We start from the raw sequence: 15942 nt of genomic DNA on the forward strand, positions 1-15942 counted from the left end.
ATCGTCGGCCCCCGACGGGCCGACACCGGGCCCCGGAGGCCGGGCAGTGGCGGACGTCGCGGGCGCCAAAGGTGGCGGGGCACCCCCTCGCGCCCACTACGCTTGACGCTGTGAGCCTTCGCCTGTACGACACCAGCACCCGCCAGGTACGCGACTTCGTCCCGCTTGTACCGGGCTGTGTCTCGATCTACCTGTGCGGCGCTACCGTCCAGGCCCCGCCGCACATCGGGCACATCCGGTCCGGCCTCAACTTCGACGTGATGCGCCGGTGGTTCGCCTACCGCGGCTACGACGTCACCTTCGTGCGCAACGTCACCGACATCGACGACAAGGTGATCGCCAAGGGCCGCGAGTTCGGCATCCCGTGGTGGCAGATCGCCTACGCCAACGAGCGCGCCTTCAACGACGGCTACACGGCGCTCGGCTGCCTGCCGCCCACCATCGAGCCGCGCGCCACCGGCCACGTGCCCGAGATGATCGAGATGATGCGCGGCCTCATCGAGCGCGGCCACGCCTACGCCTCCGAGGGCAACGTCTACTTCGACGTGAAGTCCTACCCGGACTACCTGGAGCTCTCCAACCAGCAGCTGGACAACCTCCTGCAGCCGGAGAGCGAGGGCGAGACCGGCAAGCGGGACGCACGCGACTTCGCCATGTGGAAGCGGTCCAAGGAGGGCGAGCCCAGTTGGGAGACCCCCTGGGGCCGCGGCCGCCCCGGCTGGCACCTGGAGTGCTCGGCCATGGCGCACAAGTACCTCGGCCGCGCCTTCGACGTCCACGGCGGCGGGATCGACCTGATCTTCCCGCACCACGAGAACGAGATCGCGCAGTCCAAGGCCTACGGCGACGACTTCGCGGCGTTCTGGGTGCACAACGCCTGGGTCACCATGAGCGGCGAGAAGATGAGCAAGTCGCTCGGCAACTCGGTGCTGGTCTCCGACATGGTGCAGCGCTGGCGCCCGATCGTGCTCCGCTACTACCTGGCCTCCCCGCACTACCGCTCGATGATCGAGTACAGCGAGGAGTCGCTGCGCGAGGCCGAGACCGGCTTCGCCCGCATCGAGGGCTTCATCGAGCGCGCCGTCGAGCGCTGCGGCCCGGTGGACGCGGCGCCCGAGGTGCCGCTCGCCTTCGCCGAGGCGATGGACGACGACCTCGGCGTCCCGCAGGCGCTGGCCATCGTGCACACCGCCGTCCGCCAGGGCAACAGCGCGCTGACCGCGGACGACAAGGACAGCGCGGTGGCGCGTCTCGCCGAGGTCCGTGCGATGCTCGGAGTGCTGGGCCTCGACCCGCTCGACGAGTTCTGGGCCGGCACCGGCCGCGGCGACGACCTGCACGGCGTGGTCGACTCGCTCGTCCGCCTCGTCCTGGAGCAGCGCCAGGCGGCCCGGGAGCGCAAGGACTACGCGACCGCGGACGCCATCCGCGACCAGCTCGGCCTCGCCGGGCTGGCCATCGAGGACACCCCGTCCGGCCCCCGCTGGACGATCAACCAGTAGGCCCCGCCCCACGGGCGGGACCGACCGACCAGTAGCCCCGACCGCCGGGGTGAGCGTGGGCCGCAGCCGGAACCCGACCGGCTACGGCCCATCCTCATGACGAACCTCAAGACGTAGAAGAGACAGGAAGTACAGCCATGGCCGGCAACAGCCAGCGCAGGAACCGCCGCAACCCCGGGTCGAAGAAGGGCGCGAGTGTCGGTACCGGCGGCCACAGCCGGAAGGCACTGCAGGGCAAGGGCCCGACCCCGCCCGGCGAGGCGCGCAAGGGGCACCCCAAGCAGCGCGCCGCCAACGCCGCGCTCAAGCGGGAGCGCGACGCCAAGTCCCGGGCCGGCATGCGCCGCGCCGGTGCCGGCCGGGGCGGGCGCGGCGGCGCCGGTGCCGCCGAGCTGGTGGTCGGCCGCAACTCGGTGGTCGAGGCCCTGCAGGGCGGCGTGCCGGCCAGCGCGCTGTACGTGATGCAGTTCATCGACACCGACGACCGGGTCCGCGACGCGTTCCAGGCCGCCAACGAGCGCGGCATCCCGCTCATGGAGGCCCCGCGCGCCCAGCTCGACCAGATGACCGGCGGCCTCAACCACCAGGGCCTGGTGCTGCAGGTCCCGCCGTACGAGTACGCGCACCCGGACGACCTGGTAGCCGAGGCCGCCGACGCCGGCGAGGACGCCCTGATCATGGCCCTGGACGGGGTCACCGACTCGCGCAACCTCGGCGCCGTGGTCCGCTCCGCCGCCGCCTTCGGCGCGCACGGCGTGGTCATCCCCGAGCGCCGCGCCGCCGGCATGACCGCCGGGGCCTGGAAGACCTCCTCCGGTGCCGCCGCCCGGCTGCCCGTGGCCCGTGCGACCAACCTGACCCGCGCCCTGGAGTCCTACCAGAAGGCCGGTCTGATGGTCGTCGGCCTGGCCGCCGACGGCGAGGCCGAGATCGGTGACCTCGACGCGCTCACCGGCCCGGTGGTCATCGTCGCGGGCTCCGAGGGCAAGGGCCTCTCCCGACTGGTCTCCGAGACCTGCGACATCCGGGTCCGCATCCCCATGCCCGGCGAGACGGAGTCGCTGAACGCCGGCGTCGCCGCGGGCATCGTGCTCTACGAGGCCGCGCGGCTGCGCGCCCGCCGCGGCTGAGCCGACCCCCGAGGGGGTCCGCTCGTCCGGAACGGACAGCTTCGCGGGAGGAACCGATCGGGTCCGGCCGGGCCCGATCGGTTTTCCCATGATCACTTCAAATCCACGCCGCGAGTCCACCCGGGAGAGTGTCCTCCGGGGCCGTCACCCGGTTAGAGGGGTGTGGACACCAGAACACCTCGGCGCCCGGGACAGGGCGGCACGGCCGGAATAGATTCCGGTCCGGGCCTCAGCACGGTCAGGGTGCCGTCCGATCCCGCGAAGCTCAGCAGCACCCAGGCCAGCTTCCGCGTCCGGCTCGCCGCACCGGTGGCCCCCATGATCGACGTGCCGCCCGGCGCGGCCTTCGGCGACCCGTACGGCATCCAGGCCGGCGCGTCCGGCCTCGGCGCCCGTCCGCTGGTCACGCCCCAGGTCGTGGTGCCGAGCGCGCAGATCCCCGCCCTCGCGGGGGCCGGTGCGGCGGCGCCGCGGCGCAAGGGCAGGGTCACCACCGTCACCTGGAGCGGCCAGGCGGCACCAGGCGACGTCGCCGCCACCCGGCTGCTGGAGACCGTCCGGCTCACCACCGTGCCCGCCCCGGCGGGCGCCCCCGGCTCGGCAGCCCTCGGCGGCGGTACGGGCAACGGCTTGGGCGGCGGATTCGGCCACGGCGGCCGTAGCTCCTCCGTGCTCGACGAGACCCAGCCGCTGCACGCCGTGCCGCGGCAGTCCGGACCGCCCCCGCTGCCGTACGAGCCGGTCACCCGGGGCTGGGCGCCGAGCGGCGAACTGCCCGAGGTGTCCGCCACCGCAGGGCCCGCCGACGCCAAGCACGCCTGGTACCCGGGCCGCCGGGTCGACCTCGGCCTCGTCCTGCTGCCGCTGCGGGTGGTGCTGGGCTCGCTCTCGGTCTACGCCGGCTTCAGCAAGCTCTGCGACCCGGTCTACTTCGACGGCGGCGAGCGCGGCTCGATGATGCGCTGGCTGTCCTCGCTGCACCCGTGGAAGGCCGCCGAACCACTGCTCGCGTTCGCGATGAACCACCCGGTCGGTGCCGGGCTGGGCGTCGCGTTCATCGAGATCGTGGTCGGCGTGCTCACCGTCCTCGGCCTCTGGCAGCGGCTCGCCGCCGGTGCGGCGATGACCCTCTCCGCGGCGCTGCTGTTCACCGTCAGCTGGCTGTCGGTGCCGGTGTACGACACCCCCGACCTGATCTTCCTGGCGGCCTGGAGCCCACTGCTCATCGCCGGGGCGCCGTTCGGCTCGCTGGACGGCCGGATCGCCCTGGACGCCTGGCGGCAGTACGGGCCCGACGCGCCCGGGGCTGTCCGCCGCCGGGTGCAGCGCCGAAGTTCGGTGGTGGCCGCGGTGGTCGTCGGGCTGACTCTGCTGGTCGGGTCGATGCTCGGCGCGGCCGTCCGCACCGGCACGGGCACCGGCCCCGGGCCGGTCAAGCCGCCCACCGACTACGGCTCGCCGATGTGGCCGGGCAACGGCACCACCTCGCCGTCCCCGACGCCGAGCACCACGCCGTCGCCCAGCCGCTCCGCCTCCCCGTCCGCCTCGCCGTCGGCCTCGTCGAGCAAGGGCTCCAAGGCGAGGTCGTCCAAGACCGGCAGTGCCGGGGGCGGCACGGGCACTCCGGGCGGCCGTTCCACCAGCACCCGCAGCACCACCGGCGGCAGCCAGGGCAGCGGGGATTCGACCCCGCGGCCGGGCGGCTCGGGCCTGATCGGCGGCGTGCTCGGCAGCGGCCCGCTGGGCGGGCTCTCCGAGCTCGGGATGGACCGCCCCACCGGCCCGGCGTCGACGGCCTGACGGCGGTCGCCCGGGTGCCCCCGGCGGGGCTTCCGGGCGGCAGAAGGGGCCTCCCACCGCGATGGCGGGAGGCCCCTTCTGTTGCTCCGTCAGGAGCGGCCGGTGGTGCGAGCGGTGGTGCGGGCGGGCGGCCCGGTCAGTCGGACGACCGGCCGGCGGCAAGCTCCTTGGCGGCCTCGGTGAGGTCCTTCGCGGTGTCGATCGCCCGCCAGTAGCAGCCCTGCGGCAGCTGGTAGCCGGCCAGCTTCTTGGCCCGGGCCAGCTGCGGGAAGGTGGTGCGCTCGTGGTCGCCGACGTCGGGCAGCAGCGCGCGGAACGAGGGTCCGAAGACGTACAGGCCCGCATTGATGAGGAAGGGCGACGGCGGGGCCTCGATGAAGTCCAGCACGTTGCCGAAGCGGTCGGTCTCCACCGCGCCCCACGGGATGCGCGGCCGGGCCAGGGCCAGGGTGGCCACGGCGGCCCGCTCGTGGTGGAAGGCGGCCATCTCGCGCAGGCTGAAGCGCGTCCAGATGTCGCCGTTGGTGGCGAACCAGGGTTCGTCCGGGCGGGGGAGCGAGGCGGAGGCGTACTTGAGGCCGCCGCCCCGGCCCAGCGGCTCGCTCTCCACGACGGTGCGGACGCTCAGCGGCAGCTCGGTCGTGTCCAGCCACTTCTGCAGCACCTCGGCGAGGTGGCCGCAGGAGATCACCACATCGGTGACGCCTTCCGCGGCCAGCCAGGCCAACTGGTGGCCGACGATCGGGGTGCCAGTGCCGGGGATCTCCACCAGCGGCTTGGGGCGGTCGTCGGTGTAGGGGCGGAGGCGGGAGCCCTGCCCTCCGGCCAGGATCACCGCCTGGGTGACGGCGGGAGCGGCGGCCAGGGCCACGGGATCGTGCGCGGCCGCGAGCTCCGCGGCCATCTCGGCGGGCGTCTGATCAGCGGTCATAGCCAGAACAATAGGGTCCGCGCGGAGCGGACCCCATGGGTTCGACAGCACCGGGCCCGCCGCACGCCCGGTTTCTGCCCGCCGCACGCCGGTTTCCGGGCGTGTCGCGGCGGGCCGGGTGGGCCCGTTCTGCCGATCGGGCCGCCGTACGGGCGGCCTGCGGCCGTCAGGAGGTGGCGCCGGCGGCGAAGGAGCCGTCGCAGACCGGGCGGGCGAAGGAACGGGCGCGCTGCACGTCCCCCCGGTACTTGCGGACCGCGGCGCGGCCCAGCTCCGAGGCGAGCTCGGTGCAGTACGGGGTGAGCGAGGGCTTCTCCCGCATGGTGCGCTCCAGCAGGTCCAGCGCGGTGCCGGGGTTGTGGGCGTCCAGTTCGCCCAGCAGGTCGGCGCGGAGCGCGTCCTGCGGGGTGCCCGGGGTGGCGGGGCTGCGGCCGATGGTGCCGTCGCTGCTGGACGCCGCGACCACCTGCTGGTCGAGCCCGGTCGGCGGCGCCCACGGGACCCGGGTCACGGCAAGGGTGCCGGTGGTCACCAGGAGCACCGGCAGGGTGAGGGCCATGGTCTGGCCGATACGGCGTACGAGCTGTTTCACGCACAGGATCGTAGCGGTGGGTGGCGGCAGCAGCGCTATCCGTTACACCAATGAGTGACCGGTGTCCCGTTTTGTTCCGTCATGCGGTTGACGCCGCCGGCCGTGCGGCGGGGAGGGGGAACGCGCAGGACCCCGGCGGAACGCGTCCGCCGGGGCCCTCGGTGCGGCCTCGTGGCGCGGGCCGCGCATCGGGTCACTTGCTCAGGCGCAGGCCCGTGCTGGTGGAGAAGACGTGGGTCTCGCCGCCGGTCGGGACCACGTGGATCGTCTCGCCCTTCTGCGGGACCTGGCGGCCGTGGACGCGCACGACGATGTCGGTGTCGTCGCCGCCGATCTTGGTGGTGCCGTAGACGTAGCCGTCGGCGCCGAGCTCCTCGACGACGTTGACGGTGACCGCGACGCCCTCGATGCCGCCGCCGGAGACGATCTCGAAGTGCTCCGGGCGGATGCCGACCGTGACGGTCTTGTCGGTGCCGGCGCCGGCCAGGTCCTCGCGGGAGATGTTGATGACCGAGCCGCCGAACTTCACGCCGCCGTCGACCAGCGGGACCTCGACCAGGTTCATCGCGGGCGAGCCGATGAAGCCGGCGACGAAGACGTTGGCGGGCTTGTCGTACATGTGGCGCGGGGAGTCGACCTGCTGCAGCAGACCGTCCTTGAGGACCGCGACGCGGTCGCCCATGGTCATGGCCTCGGTCTGGTCGTGGGTGACGTAGACCGTGGTGATGCCCAGGCGGCGCTGCAGGCCGGCGATCTGGGTACGGGTGGAGACGCGGAGCTTGGCGTCCAGGTTGGACAGCGGCTCGTCCATGAGGAAGACCTGCGGCTCGCGGACGATCGCGCGGCCCATGGCGACACGCTGGCGCTGACCGCCGGAGAGCGCCTTCGGCTTGCGGTCCAGGTACTGGGTGAGGTCGAGGATCTTCGCGGCCTCTTCGACCTTCTGGCGGATCTCGGCCTTCGACACGCCGGCGATCTTGAGCGCGAAGCCCATGTTGTCGGCGACGGTCATGTGCGGGTAGAGCGCGTAGTTCTGGAACACCATGGCGATGTCCCGGTCCTTCGGCGGCAGGTGGGTGACGTCGCGGTCGCCGATGCGGATGGCGCCGCCGTTCACGTCCTCCAGACCGGCCAGCATGCGGAGGCTGGTCGACTTGCCGCAGCCGGACGGGCCGACCAGGACGAGGAACTCGCCGTCCTCGACGTGCAGGTCCAGGGCGTCGACGGCGGGCTTGGTGCCGCCCGGGTAGAGGCGGGTCGCCTTGTCGAACGTGACAGAAGCCATGGCTGTGCTCTCCTTCACCGGCAGGAACGTGCCGGACGATCCGAGTAAAGGTTGGATTGTCGGAACCCGGCCCGCTTCGTTCAGGAGTCGAACGGGGCAGGGCTCCCCGCGACCGTACCCGGACGTTCATCCGGTTGTCAGCCCCCGCCGGTGGCCGAATTCGGCATCAGTCGGATCACAAGCCGGACACACCACCCAAATCGCCCGCCCGGCACCCCGTCCCACCGGCCAAAACAGACGGCGCCGCCCCGCATCCGCCCGCTACACTTCCCGTGGTACCGCCGTGGTCCACCGCGGACGGTCACCGTGCCTCCTTAGCTCAGCTGGCCAGAGCACCGCTCTTGTAAAGCGGGGGTCGTCGGTTCGAACCCGACAGGGGGCTCCAGAACGGACATAATTCCGGGGCATGTCGGACACCGGTCCGGTGTGACCCAGCGCCCGGAAAAACGGTGCTCACGGATCTTGGAGGCTGTTGACCTGCACGGGAGTGCAGGTCAACAGCCTCTTTCGTTGCCTGCGTTGAAGCTGCCGGGGCGTGGGTCGATGGTTGAATGTCCGGCTCGCCGAGGCGTGCCCACCTCGTGGGCGTCGCCGTGGCGCGGGTCAAGGCCGCCACAGCCCGCACTGGCCGGTGGGCCGGTGGCGCGCCTGCCCTCGGAGCCGGGCGTGCTACCGGCGGGTCTCTGCTTGCGCGCGGAACTGGCGGACGTGGTCCGCGGCCTTGGCGAGCCCGGTCGTGCTGTCGCCGTCGACGACGGTCACGTAGGTGTTTCCGTCCAGCCACGCACAGATGGTCGAGCTGAACTGGTGGTTGCCGGACGCGTCCGTCGATTCGATCTTCGTGAAGGTGACCTTGCATTTCATGACGCCGCCCAGCGGCCCCGGGTCCGCGTCCTTGACCTCGCCATGGGTCACCTTCATGCCCGGCACGTCCGCCGAGCCGTCGTTCATGTCGGTCAGCGCCTCGGTGCGGTCCTTCTCGGAGAACGGGACGTCGTTCTCTACCGCGAAGACCTCCATGTGGTTCTCCCCGAACTGGCCGCTCTTGTACGTGGTCACGATGACGTGCTTGTGCGGGTCGTCCTGCGCTATGGCCTCGGCCTTCTGCCGCATCGCCGCGGTCCCGGGGGCATCGTCGTCGCGCTTCATCCCGAGGAAGGTGTCGGGCAGGTGGAGACGACCCATCGTCTGGTTCCCCGCGCCCGGCGCCTGCTTGCCCGAACCCGCCCCTGCGTCGCCCACCGCCGGTGGGGCCGCATCTCCGGCCGGAGTCGCCGCAGCACCCGCCGGGGCCGTGCCGGGTTGCGTGGTGTCCCCCGACCTCGTCACGGCGAACGCCGCGCCGGCCAGGACGATCGCGCCGACGATCCCCAGCGCGATCCACGGCCCGGTGCGGGAGGGCCGGGCCGGTGCCGGCTGGTTCCCCCCGACCGGCGGTGGCCCGTACGCGTGCGGGGGCGGACCGTAGGCGGGTGGGAACGAGGGTGGTGGCGGGACGTTCCCGTCCGGCGGCTGTGCGGGTAACCCGGATGGCTGCTCGTGCATCTGCGAACTCCTGGACGTCGAGTGGCGATGTGGTGGAGGAACGGTGGGCCTGGAAGGAATATGCCTCAGCCGTGGGTGCCCCCGCACAGCCCGAACGGTCACTGTTTCCGATCTGTAGCACACGCCACCCCGGCGTTCCTGAGCATCAGTCAGTACTCGTCCAGTCAGTACTCGTCGTTGCGGTGTCCTGCTCGGCGCTCCGGTCACCGCCTCGGCGACGGCCGCGGCCACCTGTAGCTGCACGCCGTCCACGCTGTCGTGGTGTTCACCCTGATATTCCAGGGGGCGCCTTCGTCAGTACCAGCGAGTCGACGGTGGTACCGCCGTCGATCATCGTGTACCGCAGGGTGCCGTCCGGAAGGAGCTCCAGCTCCCGCTGTCCGGCGCTGCATTTCACGCCCTTGGACTCGATCAGCCGAGAGGTGAAGCGCAGCTTGGTGCTGGACGCGGAGGTCAGCGTCCATGCCGCGTCGCAGTGGCCGCCTGCGGTGATCACATAGCCCTCGGCGGCGTTCGGGTCGTTGACCCGGGTGTTGTGGACTGTCACGGTGACCGCGTCCGTGCGGCCCACCTGCGCTCCCCAGATGCCGATGAAGGCGGCCCGGTCGCCGTTCGCCTCCGGGTCTCCGGACGGCGACTTCGACGCGGGCGGGTCCGACGCGCGGTCGGTCGCCTTGTCGCTGCCCGGAGTGGCCGAGCCCGGTGGGGCGGCTCCGGCCGAGGAGGTGGCCTTGGCGCCCGAGGTGCCGCCGGACCGGTCCAGTCGGGTGATGCCGTAGCCGACCGCGGCCGCCACCAACAGCGTGCCGACCGTGATCCCCGCGATCGGCCGACCGCGCCGCCTGGGCGCCGGTGGCGAGGCCGGTGGGCCGTAGGGCAGTGGTTCGGCGGGGCCGTAGGCGCCCGGGGCCGGCGGCCCGAACCCCGGCGGCGGGGGCGGGGTGGTGACGGTGTCGTGGGTCCGGTGGCCGGAGAGCGGGACGGGGCGCGTCGGGGCGGGGGCCGGGCTGTCGGTCTCCAGGTCGAGCAGGCGGACGGCGGTACGCCCGACGGAGGCGGCGAGGTCGGCGGGCAGCCAACTGCTGCTGCCGAGTCGGCCGGCGGCGCTGCCGTCGGGGTCGAGGCGTTCGCGCAGCTGCTGCGGGGTGGGCCTGGCCTCGGGGTTCTTGGCCATGCAGGCGAGGATGACGGCGCGCAACGGATAGTCGAGCGTGGACAGGTCGGGCTGTTCGTGCAGCACCCGGTAGAGAAGGACGGCGCCGCTGACGCCGTCTCCGAAGGGCGGGCGGCCGCTGGCGGCGAGGGCGAGCACCGCGCCGAGCGAGAACACGTCGCTGGCCGGTCCGGCGGGTTGCCCCTGGGCCTGTTCGGGGGACATGAAGCCGGGTGAGCCGACCACGTGCCCGGTTCGGGTGAAGCCGGTGGAGGCGTCCAGGGCGCGAGCGATGCCGAAGTCGATCAGCCGGGGGCCGTCCAGGGTGAGCAGCACGTTGGACGGTTTGACGTCGCGGTGGACCAGGCCCAGGGCGTGGACGTGGGCGAGCGCCTCGGCGAGGCCGACGCCGAGCAGCCGGGTGGTGGGTTCGGGCAGTGCGCCGTGCTCGTTCACGGCGGCGGCCAGCGAGGGGCCGGCCACGAAGCCGGTGGCGACCCAGGGCTGGGGGCCCTCGGTGTCGGAGTCCAGAACGGGGGCGGTCCACGCTCCGCCGACCCGGCGGGCGGCGGCGACCTCCCGGCGGAACCGTTCCCGGAACTCGGCGTCCCGGGCCAGGTCCGGCCGGACCGCCTTCACTGCCACCGTGCGGCCGCCGGGAGTCCGCCCCAGGTAGACCAGGCCCATGCCGCCGGCACCGAGCCGCCCCAGCAGTCGGTAGTCGCCCAGGTCCTGCGGATCGTCCGGCTCCAGCGGCTGCATGCTCTCACTCCATCGGCCGAAAACTTGTTCCCGTGCAGAAGGTAGCGGTTGTGGGGTCGTTCGGAGGAGAAACTGAGGTCGCCGCAGAACGGGCCGCCGGACGTCCGGTGCCGGTGATGCCGGCTCCTTCGAGTGGGTCGTCCATGCTGCGCGCGCCCTCCCTGGCGACGTTCGTGGTCGTTCGGGCTTCCTCAGGCGTGGAGCTGCGTGAGCGATGCGTGAGCGGATGGCGCAGCGGGAGTCATCCGGGGGTGGATCGCGAATCCAGGCGCATGGCGCTGACCTGCAGGTCGGTTCGAACCCGACAGGGGGCTCAGCGCCAAGAACGCCGGAAGGGCCGGCTCGACATGGCTCTTCCTTCCGGACCGGGATCAAGGAAACGCGCTTGTCGGACAGTTGTGCGGGCGGCAGCGGCGCGCGAGATGCCGCTCGGTTCGGCAATCCTGCGGCAGTCCCCCCAGGGCAAGAAGCATGCCGGCGGCTTGACTTGGTCGTTGAGACTCCACCGCCCGGGTGGGCGACCTCGGCCGAGCGTTCGGTCGAAGTGCGGCACGAGTGGCCCACCCATAGCGTGAAGGCGTCGGGAGAAACCACTTCGAACGGTTTGTCCCCATCCTCCAGGGAGTCATCGTGCTCTACGTCATGACCCTCAGCTGGCAGCCCGGGCTCACCCCGGAGCAACGCGACGGTGCGCTGGCCCGCCGCGCCCAGTGGCAGTACCCGGACGGTCTCACGGTGCTGGGTGAGTACTGGACCGCGGCCGAGAATCCCGCGCTCGTGGCGGTGTTCGAGGCCGAGAACTTTTCCCCGCTCATGGACATCGGCCTGACTTGGGGCGACGTCTTCCAGATCAATACGTATCCGGCGGTCACCGCCGAGGAGGGGATGAAGCTCGGTCTTGCGGCGATGGAACGGCGAGGTGCGTGAACCCACCACCCACGCAGGGTGAGTGCGTCCTGCCGTCCGGAGGCGGTTGCCGCAACCAGCGCCTCGGCCATCGTCCCCAGGGCGGGCAAGGTGCTCCACGCCAATCCCTGTGAAGCGGGGCCGTCGATCCGAACCCGGCAGGGGCTCAGCTCCATGAACACCGGAAGGGCCGGCTCACGAGGGTGATCCTCGGGAGCCGGCCTTCCTGGCTGTTCGAGCGGTACGGACGGCCGGCCAGGGCATCCCGCTCACATGCCGGACGGAGCTGCGCTTCCGGCGCTCCGGTGGGGAGCCGGTCAGTGGTGCCAGGCGCTCCAGCGGCCGGCGGCGTTGCGGTCGCGCTGCCAGTGCATGCCGACGTCGTCCCGGATGATGACGCCGAAGGCGTCCCGGCCCTGGCGGACGAGCGTGGGGCGGATCGTCGAGTAGCCGTCCAGCGTGGTCCAACGGCTCAGCCCGCCACCGGGGTTGGTCCAACGGGTCCAGACGGCGCGGTCGGTCCCGATGACGAAGATCTCCCGGGTGCCGTTGCCGAACTCGAAGAGCGCCTTGCCGTTCTCGTACTCGCCGCCGCAGTAGAACGTACCCCCGAAGAATTCGTCGGTGCAGGTGCTCACCCCCGGGACCGCCCGGTCGGCCGCCAGGGCGGGCGCCGGCGCGGAGACCAGCCCTGCGGCGGCCAGTGCTGCCGCGGCGAGGAGGGCGGGACGGGTCATCTTCACGGTCTTCTCCGGATCGGTCTGCGGGTGGCGGGGGGACGGAGCTGCCTGCTCTGCGGGCCGGCCGGTCATCCGGCCTGGGCGGGGGTCTGCTTGATCCGGTCGACGATCGCGCGGGTCATGACGGCATGGGTGAACACCACCGTGCCGGGCTTGATCAGGCCCTCACCGGAGGTTCCCTCGACCTGGACGGTGCGCTCGCCGAGGAAGGCGAGGGTCGTGCTGTCGAAGATCCATTCGGTGCGCTGGCCGGAGGTCTCGTCCAGGCGGGCGACCGCGACCCCGTGCCGGCCGGCGGCGTCGACCGCGTCGTCCACCTTGACCACGCCGGGGATCTTCGCTGCGGCCTTGTAGAGCGCGACCGTGAGCGCGGCCGGCGGGTAGCTCTCGCGCAGCAGGTCACCGATCGTGGTGAACGCCTCCTGGTCGGGGGTGCGGCCCTTGCCCCGGGTCTCCGTGTAGATCTTCCGCAGCAGCACGTCGGGGTCGGTGGGCAGAGCGGCGAGGTAGTTGTACGTGGGGGCGTTGAGGGTCGCCTTCGGCATCCGGCCCGTCTCGGTGGGCCCCGCCAGGGTGATGCCCCCGGGACCGGTGGTGCCGGCCTCGATCAGCCAGCCCTTGGTGCCGTCCGGGGAGTTCCAGGTCTGGCGCATGTGCAGCTCGTCGCCGACCAGGCTGCTCTTGCCGTTCACACGCTGTACGTGGGAGCCGGCCGACTTGGTACCGATGTAGACGAACTGGTCCTCGCGCACCGGCGACGGACCGGAGACGGTCGCGGCGGCCAGCGAGATGCGGTCCAGGAGCTGCGTGGCGCCCTTGGGGTCGGCGGCCCCGATCCGGGTGGTCAGCACCGGGCCGGAGGCGACCCCGGAGCCGTTGTCGGCGGCGCCTCCGTCCACGAGGAAGACGGCGCCGGTCGCGATGGTGCCGGCCAGCACGCAGGCTGCCGCGGGCAGGAGGATCGTGCGGTGCAGGAACGGGCTGCGCGGCTTCGCGGTGCGGACGGGCCGGGCGGAGGCGGCGTCGGCGGAGCGGAGGTCGTCGTGGATCCGGGTCATGAGGCGCTCCTTGTGGAACTGGTGGCGGCCCGCCGGCAGTTCCCGCTCCGCGGACGGCAGGAGGTGCTCGATCTCCCCCCGCTCGTCCGGGTGGGGCTGGGAAAGGTTGGCGTTCATCGGATTCCTTCCTGTGCGGGCCGGACCGCGTTCGCGCGGTCGCCATGTGTCTGTCGCGGGCGACCGGCGAGTTCCCACCTGTTCTTCTTCAGTTCCGCGTCGGCGAGCTTGCGCAGCTTCGTGCGGGCCCGGGACAGCCTGGAGCGAACGGTGCCGAGCGGGACGCCGAGGACACGGGCGGCTTCGGCGTACTCCAGGCCTTCCCACAGGCACAGGAGGAGGACTTCGCGTTCGGGCCGCCGCAGCGCACCCAGCTGCCTCAGCGTGACGGCGATGCGCAGCCGGTCGTCGAGCCGGCCGGCGACCTCGTCGGCGTGGTCGGGTACGAGCGGTACCGCGGCGGCGGCGGCAGCGGCCGCGGCCCGGTAGCGCCGATTGCTGCGGCAGTGGTTGCGCGCGAGATTGGTCGCAACGCCCAGCAGCCACGGCCGGAGTGAGCCCCCTTCGGGTTCCACCGCGCCGTGCAGCCGCCACGCCTCCAGGAAGGTCGCCGACATGACGTCCTCGGCCACGGACCAGTCCCCGGTCAGGCGGAACGCATGGTTGTAGACGGTGCGGGCGTAGCTGTCGAAGAGCTCCGCGAAGGCATCGGGATCCCCGGCCCGCACCCGGGTTCGCATGTCTGTGGTCACCCCTGTCGGCTGTCCGGCATCACGGGCGGGTTCCCGTGACGCGCATCACAGTCGGCCCCGGCGGGAGCGGAAGGGCCCGGCCAACCCCCGTTGGCCGGACGGAAACTGTGCGCAGCGCAGGCTACGCCGCGCCGAACTCGAACAGGACGAAGCCTGCGTACCAGCCGGAGGCGGCCGCCGCGACGGCCAGCACGACGGTCAGCGAGGGCAGTGCGAGGCGGCGCAACGCCGTGGCGATCGGAATGACCAGGGGGAAGGCCACCAGCAGGTAGCCGGGGGCGTGCTCGAAGAGTCGACCGGTGCCGAGGCCCAGGATCAGGACCAGCGCAGCGTAGAGGGTGAGCACCAGCGGCGGACGCAGCCGGAGCAGCAGCAGTAGCAGGCAGGGGGCGGCGAGGAGCGTCAGCAGGCCGAGCAGATCTGCTGTGGGGTGGGAGGACGTGCCGCGGTCGAGCAGTAGATCGGTGACGGCGTGCCGGGTGTTGTGGCCGAAGTGGCTCAGCCACGCGTCCTGCTTCGCCTCGGCGTAGCCGAACAACTCGCCCGTGCGGTCGCCGACCCGGAGGAGGTGGCCGAGCAGGCCGAGCGGCGCGATCAGGAGCGCGACCAGCGGACCGGCGATCTTCTGGCGGCGGACCAGCGCACCCAGGGCGGACAGGCCGACGACCGCGATCAGCGCGGCGGCAGCGGGGTGGCTGAGACCGGCGAGGAGGGCCAGTGCTCCGGCCGTGAACCAGTGCCGGGTCATCAGCGCGTAGCAGGTCCAGGCGGCCAGCGCGACGAACAGGGACTCGCCGAAGACGGCCCACTCGAGACCGGAGCCGGGGAACAACGCCCAGAGGCCGGCCGCGATCACACCCGCCCGGTTGCCGCGCAGCCGTGCGGTGACCGCGAAGACGCCGGCGGCGGAGGCGAACGAGAAGGCCACGGAGAGCAGCATCCCGGCGCCGTAGGTGCCCGGGCCGGTGAGGGACACCAGCCGGATCAGACCGGGGTAGAGCGGGAGGAAGGCGGCGGAGTCCCACTGGCCGGCCGGTGGGAGCAGGTGGAACTGGTAGCCGTGGGCCGCGATCTGCTGGTACCACCAGCCGTCCCAGGAGCCGACGACGTCCCAGACGTGGGTGCCGCCGCCGAAGCGGGAGTCCTTGGTGCGGTACCGGCCGGAGGCGGCCAGGAGCTCCATGAGCACCGCGAAACCGATCAGCTTCAGCGTGCCGTAGGCGATCAGCGCGGACAGGTAGCCGCTGGGTCTCGGGGAGGGGCCGGTGGGTGCACCGTCGGAGTCGGGTCCGGCTCCCCGGCTGCCCGTGGTCTCGGAGGTCCCGGTCGTCGCGTCCCTGGGCTTGAGGATGCCGGCGCCGGGGCTCAGGCGATCGGGGTCCACGCGCTCGGGGTCCGGGCTCGTGGGGCTCTTGCGCCGGGGTCCGGTGACTCCGGAGCCCGGACCGGGAGGACGGTTCCGTTCGGGGTTCGTGAACCGGGAATCCCTGTTCGTCGGTGGGCTGGACCTGGTGGGCTCGTCCAGCCGTCTGCCTGGTGTCGAGTTCATGGCGCCGCAGGCTAGCGGCAGGTTCTCCGACAACCCGTTCCCGCACCGATTCCGCCCACTACCCGACCACCACCGCCACAACGCAGCTGTGTCCGTCCCGATCGGCGCATCGGCTCATGTGCAGGTCAGCGGCTTGCCGGTGCGGAGGGCCGTGCGGTGGACCGGCACGTCGGGGGGGGCCCCCCCGGGGGGGGGCGGCCCGGGGGGGGCCGGGGGGCGCCGAGACGCCCCGGGGTTTTA

Annotated in this window: 13 protein-coding genes and 1 tRNA gene; 5 read left to right on the top strand and 9 right to left on the bottom strand. The window is 72.4% G+C overall.

The genetic code is table 11. From position 1 onward, the window contains the following. The first annotated feature begins 110 nt into the window (after positions 1-110). The 3 genes from cysS (at position 111) to AB0M03_RS34400 (ending at position 4432) form a co-directional block, all read left to right on the top strand. Entirely contained in the window at positions 111-1502 is a 1392-nt protein-coding gene (gene cysS, locus AB0M03_RS34390) for a cysteine--tRNA ligase (RefSeq protein WP_363499260.1), read from the top strand. A 137-nt stretch (positions 1503-1639) separates the two neighbouring features. Beyond that, on the top strand, positions 1640-2632 hold the full coding sequence (gene rlmB / locus AB0M03_RS34395) for a 23S rRNA (guanosine(2251)-2'-O)-methyltransferase RlmB (protein ID WP_363499263.1): 993 nt from the start codon (positions 1640-1642) through the stop codon (positions 2630-2632). Between the two features lie 243 nt (positions 2633-2875). Next, on the top strand, positions 2876-4432 hold the full coding sequence (locus tag AB0M03_RS34400; protein ID WP_363499265.1) for a DoxX family protein: 1557 nt from the start codon (positions 2876-2878) through the stop codon (positions 4430-4432). A 136-nt stretch (positions 4433-4568) separates the two neighbouring features. On the opposite strand, the gene AB0M03_RS34405 is transcribed toward AB0M03_RS34400, so the two are convergent. The 3 genes from AB0M03_RS34405 to ugpC form a co-directional block, all read right to left on the bottom strand. Continuing rightward, positions 4569-5336: a nucleotidyltransferase family protein gene (locus AB0M03_RS34405; RefSeq protein WP_363499294.1), complete on the bottom strand. Its 768-nt coding sequence runs from the start codon at positions 5334-5336 to the stop codon at positions 4569-4571. 193 nt (positions 5337-5529) lie between these two features. After that, entirely contained in the window at positions 5530-5955 is a 426-nt protein-coding gene (locus tag AB0M03_RS34410) for a hypothetical protein (RefSeq protein WP_363499268.1), read from the bottom strand. 193 nt (positions 5956-6148) lie between these two features. Beyond that, entirely contained in the window at positions 6149-7240 is a 1092-nt protein-coding gene (gene ugpC, locus AB0M03_RS34415) for a sn-glycerol-3-phosphate ABC transporter ATP-binding protein UgpC (protein ID WP_363499271.1), read from the bottom strand. Positions 7241-7548: 308 nt separating this feature from the next. Between ugpC and AB0M03_RS34420 the strand changes: the two genes are divergently transcribed. After that, positions 7549-7625: transfer RNA gene (locus AB0M03_RS34420), tRNA-Thr, on the top strand. A gap of 284 nt (positions 7626-7909) precedes the next feature. Here AB0M03_RS34420 and AB0M03_RS34425 read toward each other — a convergent pair. Beyond that, positions 7910-8425, bottom strand: coding sequence for a hypothetical protein (locus tag AB0M03_RS34425; protein WP_363499274.1), 516 nt, complete (start codon positions 8423-8425; stop codon positions 7910-7912). Positions 8426-9050: 625 nt separating this feature from the next. After that, complete coding sequence (locus AB0M03_RS34430) at positions 9051-10700, bottom strand: serine/threonine-protein kinase (RefSeq protein ID WP_363499277.1); 1650 nt, start codon at positions 10698-10700, stop codon at positions 9051-9053. A gap of 630 nt (positions 10701-11330) precedes the next feature. On the opposite strand from AB0M03_RS34430, the gene AB0M03_RS34435 reads away from it, so the two are divergent. Then, positions 11331-11627: a DUF3303 family protein gene (locus AB0M03_RS34435; RefSeq protein ID WP_095874230.1), complete on the top strand. Its 297-nt coding sequence runs from the start codon at positions 11331-11333 to the stop codon at positions 11625-11627. Between the two features lie 296 nt (positions 11628-11923). Here the strand turns inward: AB0M03_RS34435 and AB0M03_RS34440 are convergent, their stop codons facing one another. From AB0M03_RS34440 to AB0M03_RS34455, 4 genes are all read right to left on the bottom strand, one after another. After that, entirely contained in the window at positions 11924-12349 is a 426-nt protein-coding gene (locus AB0M03_RS34440) for a hypothetical protein (RefSeq protein ID WP_363499280.1), read from the bottom strand. A 65-nt stretch (positions 12350-12414) separates the two neighbouring features. Further along, a complete protein-coding gene (locus tag AB0M03_RS34445) occupies positions 12415-13521 on the bottom strand; it encodes a CU044_5270 family protein (protein ID WP_363499283.1) in 1107 nt (368 codons plus the stop codon). After that, positions 13518-14141 carry an RNA polymerase sigma factor gene (locus tag AB0M03_RS34450; protein ID WP_363499286.1) on the bottom strand — a complete coding sequence of 208 codons (624 nt, stop codon included), beginning with the start codon at positions 14139-14141 and terminating at the stop codon, positions 13518-13520. The genes AB0M03_RS34445 and AB0M03_RS34450 overlap by 4 nt, the downstream gene beginning before the upstream one ends. Positions 14142-14274: 133 nt before the next feature. Further along, a complete protein-coding gene (locus AB0M03_RS34455; protein WP_363499289.1) occupies positions 14275-15537 on the bottom strand; it encodes a hypothetical protein in 1263 nt (420 codons plus the stop codon). Between the last annotated feature and the right edge of the window lie 405 nt (positions 15538-15942).

Source organism: Kitasatospora sp. NPDC051914, from assembly GCF_040680995.1.
In the GTDB taxonomy this organism is placed as follows: domain Bacteria; phylum Actinomycetota; class Actinomycetes; order Streptomycetales; family Streptomycetaceae; genus Kitasatospora.

Bases quoted from the DNA above. Each gene is read 5' to 3' on its own strand.
- AB0M03_RS34425 (WP_363499274.1), bottom strand. From the start codon at position 8,425: ATGGGTCGTCTCCACCTGCCCGACACCTTCCTCGGGATGAAGCGCGAC.
- rlmB (WP_363499263.1), top strand. From the start codon at position 1,640: ATGGCCGGCAACAGCCAGCGCAGGAACCGCCGCAACCCCGGGTCGAAG.
- AB0M03_RS34450 (WP_363499286.1), bottom strand. From the start codon at position 14,141: ATGCGAACCCGGGTGCGGGCCGGGGATCCCGATGCCTTCGCGGAGCTC.
- AB0M03_RS34405 (WP_363499294.1), bottom strand. From the start codon at position 5,336: ATGGCCGCGGAGCTCGCGGCCGCGCACGATCCCGTGGCCCTGGCCGCC.
- ugpC (WP_363499271.1), bottom strand. From the start codon at position 7,240: ATGGCTTCTGTCACGTTCGACAAGGCGACCCGCCTCTACCCGGGCGGC.
- AB0M03_RS34430 (WP_363499277.1), bottom strand. From the start codon at position 10,700: ATGCAGCCGCTGGAGCCGGACGATCCGCAGGACCTGGGCGACTACCGA.
- AB0M03_RS34445 (WP_363499283.1), bottom strand. From the start codon at position 13,521: ATGAACGCCAACCTTTCCCAGCCCCACCCGGACGAGCGGGGGGAGATC.